Annotated in this window: 14 protein-coding genes and 1 riboswitch; of the genes, 5 read left to right on the forward strand and 9 right to left on the reverse strand. The window is 44.4% G+C overall.

The features are described from left to right. Positions 1–8: 8 nt before the first annotated feature. From FD27_RS05690 to lysA, 6 genes are read right to left on the reverse strand one after another with little or no spacing between them, the layout of a single operon-like run. Positions 9–1,193 (reverse strand): aminotransferase class I/II-fold pyridoxal phosphate-dependent enzyme, encoded by a 1,185-nt coding sequence (locus FD27_RS05690; protein WP_057750841.1) that lies wholly within the window; start codon positions 1,191–1,193, stop codon positions 9–11. A gap of 12 nt (positions 1,194–1,205) precedes the next feature. Then, positions 1,206–1,985 carry a 4-hydroxy-tetrahydrodipicolinate reductase gene (gene dapB, locus FD27_RS05695; protein WP_057750844.1) on the reverse strand — a complete coding sequence of 260 codons (780 nt, stop codon included), beginning with the start codon at positions 1,983–1,985 and terminating at the stop codon, positions 1,206–1,208. Positions 1,986–2,001: 16 nt separating this feature from the next. Further along, the gene (dapA, locus tag FD27_RS05700) at positions 2,002–2,919 is read right to left on the reverse strand and encodes a 4-hydroxy-tetrahydrodipicolinate synthase (protein ID WP_057750847.1); all 918 of its coding nucleotides are present in this window, start codon (positions 2,917–2,919) and stop codon (positions 2,002–2,004) included. Positions 2,920–2,934: 15 nt separating this feature from the next. Next, positions 2,935–4,080 (reverse strand): N-acetyldiaminopimelate deacetylase, encoded by a 1,146-nt coding sequence (locus FD27_RS05705; RefSeq protein ID WP_057750850.1) that lies wholly within the window; start codon positions 4,078–4,080, stop codon positions 2,935–2,937. A gap of 9 nt (positions 4,081–4,089) precedes the next feature. Further along, on the reverse strand, positions 4,090–4,800 hold the full coding sequence (gene dapD, locus FD27_RS05710; protein WP_057750855.1) for a 2,3,4,5-tetrahydropyridine-2,6-dicarboxylate N-acetyltransferase: 711 nt from the start codon (positions 4,798–4,800) through the stop codon (positions 4,090–4,092). 31 nt (positions 4,801–4,831) lie between these two features. After that, positions 4,832–6,145: a diaminopimelate decarboxylase gene (gene lysA / locus FD27_RS05715; protein WP_057750858.1), complete on the reverse strand. Its 1,314-nt coding sequence runs from the start codon at positions 6,143–6,145 to the stop codon at positions 4,832–4,834. Positions 6,146–6,240: 95 nt separating this feature from the next. After that, positions 6,241–6,420: riboswitch (Lysine riboswitch) on the reverse strand. A gap of 184 nt (positions 6,421–6,604) precedes the next feature. On the opposite strand from lysA, the gene FD27_RS05720 reads away from it, so the two are divergent. From FD27_RS05720 to FD27_RS05735, 4 genes are all read left to right on the forward strand, one after another. Then, a complete protein-coding gene (locus FD27_RS05720; RefSeq protein ID WP_057750861.1) occupies positions 6,605–7,918 on the forward strand; it encodes an NCS2 family permease in 1,314 nt (437 codons plus the stop codon). A gap of 167 nt (positions 7,919–8,085) precedes the next feature. After that, a complete protein-coding gene (locus FD27_RS05725; RefSeq protein WP_057750864.1) occupies positions 8,086–9,444 on the forward strand; it encodes an aspartate kinase in 1,359 nt (452 codons plus the stop codon). Between the two features lie 12 nt (positions 9,445–9,456). Beyond that, positions 9,457–10,455 carry a diaminopimelate epimerase gene (gene dapF, locus FD27_RS05730; protein WP_057750868.1) on the forward strand — a complete coding sequence of 333 codons (999 nt, stop codon included), beginning with the start codon at positions 9,457–9,459 and terminating at the stop codon, positions 10,453–10,455. 123 nt (positions 10,456–10,578) lie between these two features. After that, a complete protein-coding gene (locus tag FD27_RS05735) occupies positions 10,579–11,670 on the forward strand; it encodes an NAD(P)-dependent alcohol dehydrogenase (protein WP_057750871.1) in 1,092 nt (363 codons plus the stop codon). 348 nt (positions 11,671–12,018) lie between these two features. Here FD27_RS05735 and FD27_RS08705 read toward each other — a convergent pair whose 3' ends face one another. Continuing rightward, a complete protein-coding gene (locus FD27_RS08705) occupies positions 12,019–12,189 on the reverse strand; it encodes a hypothetical protein (RefSeq protein WP_157055085.1) in 171 nt (56 codons plus the stop codon). Between the two features lie 143 nt (positions 12,190–12,332). On the opposite strand from FD27_RS08705, the gene FD27_RS05740 reads away from it, so the two are divergent. Further along, a complete protein-coding gene (locus FD27_RS05740; protein WP_057750873.1) occupies positions 12,333–13,136 on the forward strand; it encodes an N-acetylmuramoyl-L-alanine amidase in 804 nt (267 codons plus the stop codon). Between the two features lie 50 nt (positions 13,137–13,186). Here the strand turns inward: FD27_RS05740 and FD27_RS05745 are convergent, their stop codons facing one another. Further along, complete coding sequence (locus FD27_RS05745) at positions 13,187–14,206, reverse strand: zinc-dependent alcohol dehydrogenase (RefSeq protein WP_083482694.1); 1,020 nt, start codon at positions 14,204–14,206, stop codon at positions 13,187–13,189. Positions 14,207–14,221: 15 nt separating this feature from the next. Further along, positions 14,222–14,959, reverse strand: a complete 738-nt coding sequence (locus FD27_RS05750) for a glucose 1-dehydrogenase (RefSeq protein ID WP_057750880.1) — start codon at positions 14,957–14,959, stop codon at positions 14,222–14,224. Positions 14,960–15,068 lie beyond the last annotated feature (109 nt).

The raw sequence follows: 15,068 nt of genomic DNA on the forward strand, positions 1-15,068 counted from the left end.
CCTGACTATTAGTTAAACTGTGCCATAAAAGGACGCAGTCGTTCGATTACTTGATCAATATCGTCGTCTGAAGCGGCATATGACAGCCGGATATGTCCTTCACCACCAGGTCCAAAAGCATGACCAGGGATGACACCAACTTTAGCTTGGTGGGCCAAATCACGGGCAAATTGGAAGTCGTCATCCCCATACTTTGCTGGGATGTCCGCAAAAATGTAGAAGGCCCCGTCCGGAACAGCAATGTGGAAGCCCATCTCCTTCATCGCGGCAGCCAACTTGTCACGACGTTTTTGGTAGTGGGCGCGGAATTCAACTGGGTCGTCTTGCCCATGTTCAAATGCTTCCAGGGCAGCGGCTTGCGCAGTATCATTTGGCGCCGTAACCATGAATGAGTGCATCTTTGAAATCTGGCTAATAAGTTGCTGTGGTGCGGCAACGTATCCTAACCGCCAACCAGTCATCGCATGCGACTTAGACAGCCCCGAAATGACGATGGTCTGATCTGGCAAAGCTTCGGCTAACGAGTAGAATGGCCGATCATAAATCAAATCAGAGTAAATCTCGTCGACAATCCCGAGAAGCTGGTGTTTCTTCAGAACAGCTGCTAAAGCCTGGAGCTCTTCCTTGCTGTAGCACCGGCCAGTGGGGTTATTTGGATAGTTTAATAAGACCGCCTTGACGGAATCACCGTACTTGGCAATCAACTTTTCCAAGCGTTCTGGTGTTAATAAGAAGCCATCGTCCGAAGTGTCCACTTTGACTGGTTCTGCTCCCGTTAAAGCAATGACTGGGAAGTACAGTGAAAAGGTTGGCGTTGGCACAATCACCTTATCACCCGGATTGAACAGGGCAAATGAAGTGGCGGTAATTGCCTCGGTGGCCCCAATCGTGACGATTACTTCACTAGCGGGGTCATAGGAAACGTGGCGTGTCCGCTGTAAGTACTTACTGATTGCTTGTCGTAAGGGTAAATCGCCACGGGCTGCAGAATAATGAGAGTCATTATCTTCAATGCTCTTAATGGCTGCTTGCTTAACGTGTTCGGGAACGTTGAAATCTGGTTCGCCTAACGTCAATTTGACGATTCCGGGGATGGCAGAGATCTCGTCATCAAAGGCCCGGATTTGAGCAGGTGGTAAAGCATCCACCCGTTGGTTAACAATGTTTTGCAATGCTGATGGTAATTCAGGCATATTAGTCACCTCTTACAGGATTTGTTCCAAACCAACAACCATGTGATCAAGGGTAGCTACTTTTTGCAAAGCAACCTTTACTCCAGACATAAATGATTGCCGATCAAATGAATCTTGGCGAATGGTCAATGCTTCACCAGCCCCACCGAATAGCACTTGTTCATGTGCAATATAGCCTGGTAAGCGAACAGAATGAATCTTAATACCGTGGTAGTCACCCCCACGAACATTTGCCAAAGTTTCCGTCTCATCAGGACTTGTTTGATGGCTTGGCCGAACTTGATCAATTAATTTGGCCGTTGATAGTGCGGTCCCTGATGGCGCGTCCTTCTTGTCAGCATGGTGCATTTCGATAATTTCCACGTCTGGGAAGTATTGCGCTGCTTTCTTAGCAAACTTCATTAGTAAGACAGCAGACATACCAAAATTAGGAGCAATCAGTCCACCCAGGTGCTTATTCTCACTAAATTCGATTAATTCTTTCTCTTGATCATCAGTCAGTCCAGTCGTTCCAACAACAGGCATAAAGTTATGTTGCAAAGCAAACTTGACATTGTCATAGACAGCAGACGGAACAGTAAAGTCCAACCAGATATTGGCGACTCCTTCTTGAACGTCATCCAGGGCATGATAGATAGCGACATTGTCTGCAAGGTGGTTAGCAGTGCGTTGATTGTCAGCTAAGTGGGGCGCCAAGACCGCTGTTAACTGCATATCATCCATGGAATTAACTAATTGAACAGCCTTTTGACCCATTGCGCCGGCAGCACCAGCAATTAAAACTTTTGTCATTGCTATTCGCCTCACTTTACAGGTCAAGTGGCAAAGTATGGTTAGCTAATGAATCAGCTGGCAAGTCTAAAGCTGCTTCCAATGCATGCTGTTCGTCGGCGTTCAAGTCCATGATTGGTAGACGGCATGAACCAGCATGCAGACCCTGGGCATTCAAAACCGCCTTTACAGGTGATGGTGATGGGTACATGAAGCAAGCAGCCATCCGAGGAGTTAACCACCGTTGAAGCTTACCAGCAAATTGGAAGTCACCATCATATAAAGCGTTCAGCATTTGCCGCATTTGCTTGACATAAAGGTGAGAAGCAACGGAGATAACCCCATTGGCACCAAGAACACGGGCAGTTAATGCTTGGGCATCTTCACCAGTGAAGACGCAGAAGTCATCAGCGGAATGTTCAACGACGTATTGCAATTCGTCAAGTGGCGTGCATTGCTTAACACCAGCAATGTTAGGATGTTGAGATAACTTAACAACCGTTTCAGGAGCCATCTTAGAACCAGTCCGGCCAGGGATGTTGTAAATGATAATCGGAATATTAACTGAATCAGCAACCTTGGTAAAGTGGGCCAGCATACCCCGCTGGTTTGGCTTGTTGTAAGGTGGAACAACAACTAAGGCGTAGTCAACCCCATTGATCTTGGCCACTTCATTGGTCAGTTCAATTGTTTCAGTTGGATTGTTACTCCCGGTACCCGCAATAACCGGAACTCGACCATCAATGATTTCCGCAAAACGAGTATAGAGTTCAATCTTTTCGTCATGAGTTAATTCTGGCGTTTCACCAGTCGTTCCCCCAATGACAAAGCCGTTACAACCGCCATCAATTAAACGGTTAGTCAGCTTCTCAAGGGCATCAAAATTAATATGATTATCTTCATCAAAGGGTGTTACGATCGCTGTCAGTAAATCAGCATTTGCTAAATTAGTCATTTCAATTCCTCCAAATTAATCTTTCATTCGTGCTTCTAGAAAACCAGTAATTGCATCAACACCGCGCTGAATAGCACTTTCTTTTGGTGTCAATGTTGCGGAGTGCAACTGCGAATCATCATCAACTCCCAACCAGAACATTGTTCCCGGGAACTTGGCCAGTAAGTAACCGAAGTCCTCGCCGGTCATGGCTGGTGCTGTTTCAACAAAATTCACGTTAGGCGCGCTCTTCATATATTTAATAAAGCGTTTGGTTAATGCCGGGTTGTTTTCAACCGGCCAATAGCCACCTTGGTTAAGGTTAAGTTGAATGTCCATATTATACGAACGGCCAACCCCTTCACACACATTTTTCAAACGTTCATCGATCTGCTCAATCATTTTCTGCGTCAAGCCGCGGATCGTCCCTTCAATTCTGGTATGGCCAGTGATGACGTTCCGAATCGTCCCACCAGAGATCTTCCCTAGTGTGATAACCCCGCTTTGAATCGGGTCAATGCTACGGGAAATGATCGTTTGAATTTGCATAATCAGCGCTGCCGCCGCCACCACGGTATCATTGGCATCTTGCGGATAGGCGGCATGACCACCCTTACCATTCAAATCAATGTTAACTTCGGTTGTCCCAGCAAACAACGTTCCCATCCGACAACCAATGGCGCCAGCGGGTAAGTCAGGATTATCATGCAAGCCATAAAACTCATCGGGCTTCCACTTGCCACTAAACAACCCTTTTTCATAGGACTGTTTACCGCCACTCTCGCTCTCTTCCGCTGGTTGGAAGAAGAACAGTAAATTATCTTTGGGTTGGTGATCTGCAAAGTAGGATAAAACACCGAGGGCAACGGTCATATGAATATCATGACCACAAGCATGCATTACCCCAGGATGATGAGAAGCATACGGTAACCCAGTTTGTTCTTCAACCGGTAAAGCATCGATGTCAGTTCGATAACCGACCGTTCGTTGCGGATCAGTCCCGTGGACCAGGACCATCAAGGCTGTCGGCATTGCTTCCGGTTCCCGGACTTCCAAATGGTCTTGGTTCATCTCCCGGACGACCTGCAAAAGGTAATCGTGGGTCTCATGTTCATGGAGAGCCAACTCTGGAATTTGGTGAAGGTGGCGCCGAATTTGAATTAATTCTTGTTCACTTAACATTCGCTACTCCTATAATTTCCGTAAGTCGTCTTCCAGGCCCGTCTTACTGTCGGTTTTGGCATCAACATTCTTAACAAACTTAGCAGGCACCCCGGCGACAACTGTGTGAGGAGCCACATCATGGGTAACAATTGCTCCTGCTGCAACCACGGCACCTTCACCAACGTGGCATCCTTCGATGACAACGGCATTGGCACCAATCAAGACATTATCGTCAATTCGCACTGGTTTAGCTGAAGCCGGTTCAACAACCCCAGCTAAGACAGTCCCCGCACCAATGTGGCAATGTTTACCAACAATGGCACGACCGCCGAGAATGGCTCCCATATCAATCATGGAGCCTTCACCGATTTCGGCACCAATATTAATGGTGGCCCCCATCATAATCACAGCATTGTCACCGATCAGAACTTGGTCACGAATGGTTGCGCCAGGTTCAATCCGTGCATTGATGTTCTTCAGGTCCAACAAAGGAACAGCGGAGTTACGAGCATCATTTTCAATATGGTAATCATCAATTAATGCAGCATTGTCCTTTAAGAGTGGTTGAACTTGCTTCCAATCGCCAAAGATTACACCGGTCTGATCATTAACAAAGGTTTGCACATCAGCAGGGAAATGAATTTGATTTAACTTACCCTTGAGAAAGACCTTAACCGGGGTCTTCTTAGGAGCGTTACCGATGTATTTAATAATTTCTTGGGCATCTAATTTTGCCATTACAATCGCTTCTTTCTTCTTATATATAATGTTAATTTTCGTTGTAGGGGAGGTCGAGAGATACAAGGTCGTCTAACGATTCCCGTTTGATTACTAATTGAGCTTGGCCATTTTCGACAAAGACCACTGCTGGCCGCGGGTTCCGGTTGTAGTTAGATGCCATGGAATAGCCATAGGCTCCCGTATCTAACATTGCGAGAACATCGCCCGGCTTCGTTGCTGGTAATGCTTGGTCCTGCGCCAGAATATCACCGGATTCACAGTACTTTCCGGCGATCCGCACGTGTTCCGTCAATGGCGCTGCCGGATTAGAAGCAAGCACCGTTTCGTATTTTGCTTGGTAAAGGGCCGGCCGAATGTTGTCACCCATTCCCCCATCAACTGCCAGGTACGGTTTCAATCCTGGAACGTCCTTGCGTGAGCCAACCGTGTACAGGTTGTAACCAGCCGGACCAACAATGGAACGGCCTGGTTCAATCCAAATTGCCGGTGTCTTCAGGTTTAAGTTAGTAGCTTCTTGTTTGATTGCCTTGATGATGGCATCCACAAACTCTTCCGGCTTCAGTGGGTGATCGTCTTTCGTATAACGAATACCAAACCCACCACCAACGTTAACTACTTCAGCTTCATAGTCGAAGTCATGCTTCCAATGAGCGGCAACCTCCATCAACTTCTTTGCCACTCCTTCAAAACCAGCTAGTTCGAAAATCTGTGAACCAATGTGGGCGTGAAGGCCACGCATCTTCATCCGCGGATTAGCGAGTACCTTTTGGAGAGCTTCATCCGCTTGTCCGGAGCCCAGATCAAAGCCAAACTTAGAATCAACCTGCCCGGTTTGAATGTACTTATTAGTATGGGCAGAAATCCCCGGGGTGATCCGGAGCATGACGTCAATGGAACTATTCTTGGCAGTTAACACTTCATTTAATAGGTCAATTTCGTGGAAGTTATCCAGCATGATCGTCCCCACGTGATGGTCAACAGCCATTTCCAATTCCTGCCGCGACTTGTTGTTGCCATGGAAACTAACATCTTCCATTGGGAAACCGGCCTTGAGTGCCGTATAAAGTTCCCCTGCTGATACGACATCGACATGCGCACCTTCTGTAGCAGCAACCTGATACATCGCTACTGCCGCGAATGCCTTACTAGCATATGAAACAGCATAATCAACGTGATTTTCTTCAAAAACGTGCCGAAAGGCTTGAATTTGATGACGAATCCTGCTGACATCATAGACCACTAGAGGCGTGCCAAACCGGTGAGCCAGTTCGATGCTATCCACCCCACCAATTTGTAAATGGCCAGCTTCGTTAATGTCCGCAGCGGTTAATTGTTCATTCATTCCAATTCCTCCAAACTAATCACGGGGCAACGCTAATAAAAAATCCACTATTTGCGCGAAACAAACAGTGGATGCATTTCAAATATCCGTTCTGATTTGTCGATAGCGCACCGCAGGCTGTTATTGTCCTGCGACAGTCCGTGAGTTATTCACCCACGCCCCAGCTACCTAGTCGGGCCAAACTAGACGCTTCGGCAACCGCCCTGTTCCGCTGACTTCCCGGCCTGGCCAAGCTCCATCAGTTTACTTGTGTTGGTTGCGCCTCTTCGATTTATGAATATGATAGAAAAACTATATGAGAATGTCAAGCTCATTCCTTAACTTTTCTAATTTTGATCTCATCTTATTTATTCAATTAATTGAATACCCAACTTAATGCCCTCATGACAGTCGAATGTGATACACTATCAGGCATAGGTCTTTTACAACTAAATATTTTGACGGAGGATTTAGAAAAACATGGATACTTTAAATCGAGTTTTTCATCTTGAGGATGCTCATACCACTGTCAAACGGGAGTTAATCGCCGCATTAACCACCTTTGTCAGCCTCTCCTACATCCTATTTGTTAACCCTAACATTTTGCATGCGGCAGGAATTGACAAAGGTGCAGCCTTCACGGTGACCGCTGTTGCGACCGCCGTGGGATGTTTCTTAATGGGATTCATTGCCAACTACCCAGTCGCCCTGGCTCCAACATTAGGGTCGGCCGCCTTTTTTGCCTACAACGTTGTTATTGGGATGCACATTAATTGGCAAACGGCGCTGGCCGCAGTCCTCGTGGCTTCGTTCCTGTTCATTTTGATCACTGTCTTGAAGCTCCGGGAAATGGTGGTCAACGCCATCCCAGCGGATATGAAGTACGCAATTTCGGCGGGAATTGGATTATTCATCGCGTTCATCGGTTTACAAAACGGTAAGCTGATCGTGAATAATTCATCATCCCTCGTTGGCCTGGGTTCATTTAATAATTCCCAAGTCTGGATCACTTTGTTCGGGTTAGTCTTAACCATTATTCTAATGGCAGCCCGGGTTCCCGGTTCCATCTTTATTGGGATGATTGTGACCGCCATCTTTGGCATTATTATTGGTCAAATTCCAATGCCCCACAATATCATCTCCGGGGCACCAAGTATGGCACCAACATTTGGTCATGCTGCATTCCACATTGCGGATATTAACACCCCGCAATTATTCATGGTTGTGTTAACCTTCTTGCTGGTCACCTTCTTTGATACCGCTGGAACGCTGATCGGGATGAGCCAACAGGCAGGGATGGTTGACAAAAACGGTAAGATTCCGGGAATTGGTCGCGCCTTCCTCTCCGATTCACTCGCAATGGTGGAAGGGGCACTGATGGGAACCGCTCCCCTGGGGACTTCCGTGGAATCAAGTGCCGGGATTGCCATGGGTGGTCGAACTGGTTTAACCGCCATCTTTGTCGGAATCTTCTTCTTGATCTCCATGATCTTTAGTCCATTGTTGGCGGTGATCCCCACAACAGTCACGGCTCCAGCGTTGGTGATCGTGGGGGTACTGATGGCCGGTAACCTGAAGTACATTAATTGGGACCACTTCGAAGTTGCCCTGCCTGCTTTCCTAACCGTGGTCGGAATGTCCCTTACCTATTCGATTTCGGATGGGTTAGCTTTGGGGATGATTGCCTACCCAATCACGATGATTGCGGCTCGGCGTCACAAGGAAGTCTCACCGATGATGTATGTGCTCTTCTTCATCTTCATCATTTTCTTCCTGATCACAAACATGAAATAAGTTATTTTGCCAGTCTATGAAAGGCTGGCTTTTTCTTTAAAATTTTTTGTCTGCCTATCATTGCACTTACTTATTCAAGGATTAGTCCTTTGCATAATTATTAATCCATGTTAGAATTCGATTAAAATGTTATGGGAGAATCCCATTAAGTGAGAAGGAGAATTGGAATGAAGGTTGTAAAATTTGGTGGTTCATCCTTAGCCGATGGGCCTGAATATGAACACGCGATTAATATTATTACGGCAGATCCAGAACGTCGGGTTGCTGTCACCTCGGCACCGGGCAAGCGGCATGATGGTGACATTAAGGTTACTGACCTCTTAATTAAGTATGCGAAAGCAGTCATTAATGATGAAGATACTAATACACTGGTCAGTCAGATCTTTAATCGCTACCAAGCGATTGCGGATTATTTCCACTTACCCGCTGATCAGCTAGCATCCATCAAAGGGCGGCTGTTAGCCCTCCCTAAACAGGACTATCCAAATGATCATTACTTGATGGCAGCTTTTAAGGCCCATGGCGAACGGTTAAATGCGGAACTGATGGCCCTCGTATTAAATCACCTTGGACATAATGCCCGCTTAGTAACGCCGGAAGAAGCAGGTATTCGGGTAACTGGTACTCCTAACAATGCCAGTGTCTCCCCTGAAACGTATGCATTACTAGACCGCTTGACTTATGCGGATAATGAATTACTAGTCTTCCCAGGCTTCTACGGCATTACAATGGCTGGCCACATTGCAACCTTCTCGCGGGGCGGTTCTGACATTACAGGTGCCATTTTAGCCCGTGGGTTACACGCTGATATGTATGAGAACTTTACTGACGTAGATGCTATTTACTCTGCGAACCCGAACGTGATTGACCATCCCCAACCAATCAGTAAGATGACTTATCGGGAAATGCGTGAATTATCCTACGCTGGTTTTTCCGTCTTTCATGACGAAGCATTAATTCCAGCGATTCAAGGAAACGTGCCAATTAATGTGAAAAACACTAATCACCCAGAAAAGCCGGGTACCCTGATCGTCCCAGATCAATCATTCCAACCAACAGATATCATTACCGGGATCGTCTCTGGTAAGCACTTTGGCGCGATTTACTTACACAAGTACCTCTTGAACAAGCAATCAGGCTTTACTTTGCGTATTTTACAAATCTTGGCGCGGCACCACGTATCCTATGAACATATGCCATCCGGGATTGATGATATTACGATCATCCTAGATAAAAACCAGATCAATGATTCGTTAATTGATACCATTTGCAATGAGATTCAAAAAGAAATCAACCCCGACCGTCTTGAATGGATTAACAATTACGCCATTATCATGGTAGTTGGTGAAGGGATGAAGAACCGGACAGGTGTCATCAATGATATTTTGAGTCCATTAGCTGAAAAGCACATTGCTGTCCCGATGATTAACCAAGGGGCTTCCCGCATTGCCATCATGATTGGCACTTACAATGAAGATGCTGATGCGGCAGTTGCTGCCATTTATCACCGCTTCTTCGCAAACTAAGGAGGATTTACCATGACCGAATTATTAAAGGTCCACGGCTCACAAAACGCCTTTTTCATTCTGGACCAAACGACATTAGATCAACCATTAACTGACCCGGAACTCGTTAAATTAACCCAGCAAATTACGGATAATGAACATGGCTTGCTGGGTGGCGCGGATGGCGTCTTAGTGGTAAACAAACCAGTGCGTCCCGGTGCCCAAGCCCAAATGCGGGTGATTAATGCGGACGGCAGCGAAGCTTCCATGTGTGGCAACGGCTTACGAACCGTTGCCCGGTACGTTGCTGCCCGGGACGGTCTGGACTCATTTAAAGTTGATACCATGAACGCCAGTCTCCGGGTGCGGCGCCAACCAGACTTGGCATCTGGTATTCCCGCATTTGCGGTCGAAATCTCACCAGTAAAGTTTAACCGTCAAGCACTACCGTTCGAGAATCTTGGTCGTGAGCGAATTATCGACGAGTTTGTCCCGGAACTCGCACCACGTCTGCGGGTCACCACCATTGCAGTTCCTAATCCCCATCTAATTAGCTTTGTGAACGATAAAAGTGAGTTGTCCGATGAATTCATGGGCAACTTGGGAAAATGGTTAAACGGTGATAACCCCTACTTCACTGATGGCGTCAATATTAACTTTGCCAAGATCTTAGGCCGCAACCAATTATTTGTGCGGACCTTTGAACGTGGCGTTGGTTTCACAAATGCCTGTGGGACAGGAATGTCCGCTACCTCACTGGCCTTTGCTTTGACGCACCCAGATCAAGGTGACTTTGACCAACCAATCGATGTCTTCAATCCTGGTGGGAAGGTCCGGACAATTGTTCACCATCAAGACCATGCCTATTGGATTGAACTGATTGGTAACGCAACCTTCACCTACCAAATCGAAGTTGACGAAAGTGCCCTCCATCAGGCAAAAGTCATGGCAGATAACGCTGATGTAACGGCAACTGGTGAGCAAGAAGCTTATTTGAAATTCGTCGATGAATTACCAAAAGTGGAATTATAAAAATAAATAATCGTTATAGGAATCGCAGTTAGTTTCTATAGCGATTATTTTTGTTAAAAGCTTAACATGATAAAATAAAAGTGGTTCTTGTTTCTTTACGTTTAGAAAGCGAGTGATTTTGTCATGAAAATTAACGCAACGATTGCATCACAAAAGGGTCAACCAATCGAAGTTGAAACGGTTGAACTAGATGCTCCTAAAGCCAATGAAGTTTTAATTAAGACGGTTGCAACTGGAATTTGCCACACCGACATTGCTGGTCGTGATATGGGAATGGCTCCCTATCCTGTTGCCTTGGGTCATGAAGGTGCTGGTATTGTCGAAAAGGTTGGTTCCGGTGTTTCGACTGTAAAACCAGGTGACCACGTCGTCGTTTCATTTGGGTATTGTGGTCACTGCGAGCACTGTCTGTCAGGGCATCCAGCATTATGTGATCATTTGAATGAACTTTGCTTCGGTGGCACTAACTATGATGGCACGCATCGAATTCATACAATTGATGGTCACAATATCAATACTTTCTTTGGTCAGTCATCATTAGCTGATCATATTGTGGCAGACATCCATAATGTTGTTAAAGTAGACCCAACAGTTGACCTGAAGTATCTTGGCCCTCTCGGCTGTGGGTTCCAAACCGGTGCCGGGACGGTTATCAATGGTGTTAAACCGGAATTTGGGAGTTCAATTGTCGTCGCTGGTGCAGGTGGTGTTGGTCTGGCTGCTTTAATGGCTGCCCACCTCTATAATCCGTTCCATCTAATCATTCTTGACCGTAATGACAACAAACTGGCATTAGCAAAAGAATTAGGTGCAACCGATACCATTAACACTTCGCAAGTAAATGATGTTGCAGCAGCAATCAAAGAGATTGTCCCAAACGGTCCAGATTATGCGGTGGATTCAACTGGTTATACACCATTAATCAAGTCACAACTGGCTTCGCTCAAGCCTGGCGGTAAACTTTATTTGATCGGGATTGCTGGACCACTTGACTTGACCGGGATGGACATCATGGGTGAATCAAAACAAGTGATCGGTTTAATTGAAGGGGATGCAGTTCCACAACTATTTATCAATAAATTAGTTAGCTACTACCAACAAGGTAAATTCCCAATTGATAAGTTAATGAAGTTCTACCAGTTCAAAGATATTAAGCAAGCATTTAATGATTTTGAAAATGGTAAAGTGGTCAAGCCAGTAATCATCTTTGATTAATGGCTATACAGATATAAATCACCGACTTAGATTATTTCTTAAACCGTCGAGAATACTACGTTAGACCTACTTCGTAATAATTTCGACAAATAAGCATTAAGCGCTTTACATTCGTTAGGATCCCGCGATATAATAAAGACGTTATAAAAAGTTCTAGGATCCAGTGATTCAAATTCTAATTCTAGATAAATAAAGGGAGTTCTTGGTTATTCAGGAACTCCCTTTACTATTGGGACTTATTCAATTTATCTTTATCAGCTTAAACAAAGCGCTCATCTATGTTACTTTGCTACATATTTGTCAAAACATTTTTGCGCACTAAGTAGTTTCTAGTTTTTATTTGCGTTTTCAAACATCTAATTTAATATCTAATTCTGGTAAAATACGACGCAGTAATTCCAGACAAATATCCTGATTCTCCATCACTATCCCGAACATTGTGTCGTCTTTAATTGTCAGGCTTTGCCATTTTTCCTCAAGCTGAGCAATATTTTTCGCTCGATGATCAATTGTGACCATGGTCATCTCCTCCTACTGGTTGGCCTAATATATATAAACGAAAAAATGAACGCATCACACTAATTTTAAGTTAACTTAAATGTCAGCGATAAATTAATTAGCTTACAATATAATCATTATCATCAGAGAAAGGAGCCTTCTAATTGACCAAGAAAAAGCGGCAACAACACAGACTAATCATCATCTTTAGTTGTGTCATCCTGGCAATCGTATTTGCAGTGGTGTTTAGTTTTACTCATTTACGAGAAAACCAACCTGTCCATTATGTCACCGTTAGTCAACTGAATCAGACGACCTTTAACCATTCAGGTTGGTACTATGATGGTCGAAACTGGGCTTACGTCAGGAATAGACACAAGGTCACTGGCTCACTGACAATTAACGGTGTTCATTATCGGTTTAATCATAATGGAATCCAAGAATTGCCTTACCAGGTCAATTACCAATACGAACTGAGCCCAAATCAAGGTTCTAACCAACAAGCGTATTCTTCTTATATTATTTTGCATGATGTGGGCTCTAACTCGAATGGCCAGCAAGCAGCGGCTTATATGCAACGAACTGCCAATTCGAATCAAGCATACGCTAACTTTGTGGTTGGAGATGGCGGCGTAGTTTATCAGATTAAGCAACCCGGAACCGTTTCCTGGGGTGCCGGTATTGAAGCAAATAATAATGCGCCAGTCCAGATTGAACTAGCGCATACAAATAATGATGAAACTTTTCAAAAAGATTATCAGGCTTATGTTGCTTTAGCAAGGGATTTGGCAGGTAAATATAACATCCCCCTCACCCTTGACCAAGGTGGTCGTGGCACCCGTGGAATCAAATCACATCTGTGGGTCACCCAACACCTCTGGGGTGATCACCACGACCCATATGAGTATTTGCAAAAGTTTGGGGTTACAAAGTCAAGATTGGAAAGTGATTTAAAAAGTGGATTTTAGTCAATTAAACAGAAGATGATGGAATTCATCGGCTTCTGTTTTACTTATTATTAATCATTCACATCAATAATTACTTTGATTACATTTTTATCATTGTTTGCCCGTTCAAAAGCATCAGTTACTTTTTCAATTGGGTAGTGAACAGAAACAATTTCAGGAAAGTTATTACTCGGGTTCTCAACATTATTAATCGCTTCAAGAATATCATCAGCATTATAAATAGCAGAGCCAACTAAGCTCAACTCATTCATTGCCAAGAATTGAGGCTTAAAAGATACTTCTGAAGCACCCAAAGCAACCACAACAAACTTTGAATCCATCTTGGCCTTATCGATAAAGTCATTCATGTATTGTGGCAAACCAACACAGTCAATAAAAGCATCAATGTTTAATCGTGGATCGCCTAACAGTCCAGGTGCAGTACCAAACCGTTTTTCTAGTTCTTTGGCCAAGTCTACTTCGTTGGGGTTTAAGGTATCGATATGTAATTCATCTTTTGCAAAGGAAAGCCGATTCTTTGCGACATCAACAATCACAACATTCTTGCATCCCTGCTCACGTAAACCGGATGCTGCACCTAAGCCAACTGGACCGGCACCGAGAACCACATAATTCTTAGTTGGCTTGGGATCTATCAAGTTTTTACCATGAATTCCTACCGAATAAGGTTCGATTACAGCAGCTCGATCCCAGCTCAAGTCTTTATCTAATTCAAATACGTTAAAGTTTAACTTGGCATTTTGAATTAAATCGAATTGAGATAGGCCGCCAGCCATTGCTAACATTCCCGGTTTGGATTTGGCAACTGAGGGGTTAATGAAGACGTGATCACCGACATTAATCTTTTCAACTTTACTACCGACTTCAACAACTTCACCTACAAACTCATGACCAATCGCAGCGCCCTTGAAAATTCCGATCTCATCCCCACCAATATTGTAAGCATGAAGATCCGAACCACAAATACCATCACGCATTACTTTTACTAGAATATCCTTCTCGGTTATCTCTGGTTTTTCATAATTCTCAACCGAGATATTTCTTACACCGTTGTATATTGCTCGTTTCATGATCAATGACCTCCATTATTCTGCAGTCACGCCACCATCAATAACGAATTCGGAGCCAGTAACAAACTTTGATTCATCTGAAGCCAAGTATACACAAAGCATCCCAATATCCTCTGGTGTACCAATATGACCCATTGGCGTTAAATTGCCATACATAGTCTTCTGGTCTTCAGGAATAATATCGGTATCAATATATCCAGGATGGACAGAATTTACCCGCACATTGTACTTATTAGTAGTAGCATCCAGTGCGGCGGATTTAGTTAAGAGACGAACGCCACCTTTAGCAGCATTATAAGGACCGACAGTTGGTGCACCAATTAAACCTTCAATAGAAGAAATGTTAATAATTGATCCACCACCATTCTTAGCCATTGTCGCCATGCCATGCTTAACCCCTAAGAAAGTTCCTGTCAGATCAACGCTAATAACCTTGTTCCAATCTTCCAATGTTTCCTTATCAATACTTACCAACTTTGGAGCAATACCAGCATTGTTAACAACAATGTCCAGTCCACCAAACTTATCAAGCGTTTGAGAAATTACATTTTTCCAGTCATCTTCTTTTGAAACGTCCTGTTTAACGTAAATCACATTCTCACCAAGTTCATCAGCTGCCTTCTTCCCTTTGGTTTCTGTTGGGGAAGTAATAACAACTTTAGCGCCTTCGTTTACAAAGCATTTGGCAATTCCTTTACCAATACCCTGTGTACCACCGGTGACAATTGCAATCTTATTTTTTAACCGATTCATAATATCCAGGTCCTTTCAAATAGCCAAGTAACCGTTTACATGTTTAGTATATCACCTTTAGTTTTCTTTTCGTAAAAGAAAAGCTCAAACTACCGAACACTTCCCCATT

It is taken from the genome of Limosilactobacillus frumenti DSM 13145, from assembly GCF_001436045.1.
Taxonomy (GTDB): domain Bacteria; phylum Bacillota; class Bacilli; order Lactobacillales; family Lactobacillaceae; genus Limosilactobacillus; species Limosilactobacillus frumenti.

Bases quoted from the DNA above. Each gene is read 5' to 3' on its own strand.
- FD27_RS05745 (WP_083482694.1), bottom strand. From the start codon at position 14,206: ATGAAACGAGCAATATACAACGGTGTAAGAAATATCTCGGTTGAGAAT.
- FD27_RS08705 (WP_157055085.1), bottom strand. From the start codon at position 12,189: ATGGTCACAATTGATCATCGAGCGAAAAATATTGCTCAGCTTGAGGAA.
- dapB (WP_057750844.1), bottom strand. From the start codon at position 1,985: ATGACAAAAGTTTTAATTGCTGGTGCTGCCGGCGCAATGGGTCAAAAG.
- FD27_RS05750 (WP_057750880.1), bottom strand. From the start codon at position 14,959: ATGAATCGGTTAAAAAATAAGATTGCAATTGTCACCGGTGGTACACAG.
- FD27_RS05725 (WP_057750864.1), top strand. From the start codon at position 8,086: ATGAAGGTTGTAAAATTTGGTGGTTCATCCTTAGCCGATGGGCCTGAA.
- FD27_RS05735 (WP_057750871.1), top strand. From the start codon at position 10,579: ATGAAAATTAACGCAACGATTGCATCACAAAAGGGTCAACCAATCGAA.
- dapD (WP_057750855.1), bottom strand. From the start codon at position 4,800: ATGGCAAAATTAGATGCCCAAGAAATTATTAAATACATCGGTAACGCT.
- dapF (WP_057750868.1), top strand. From the start codon at position 9,457: ATGACCGAATTATTAAAGGTCCACGGCTCACAAAACGCCTTTTTCATT.
- FD27_RS05720 (WP_057750861.1), top strand. From the start codon at position 6,605: ATGGATACTTTAAATCGAGTTTTTCATCTTGAGGATGCTCATACCACT.
- FD27_RS05690 (WP_057750841.1), bottom strand. From the start codon at position 1,193: ATGCCTGAATTACCATCAGCATTGCAAAACATTGTTAACCAACGGGTG.
- FD27_RS05705 (WP_057750850.1), bottom strand. From the start codon at position 4,080: ATGTTAAGTGAACAAGAATTAATTCAAATTCGGCGCCACCTTCACCAA.
- lysA (WP_057750858.1), bottom strand. From the start codon at position 6,145: ATGAATGAACAATTAACCGCTGCGGACATTAACGAAGCTGGCCATTTA.
- dapA (WP_057750847.1), bottom strand. From the start codon at position 2,919: ATGACTAATTTAGCAAATGCTGATTTACTGACAGCGATCGTAACACCC.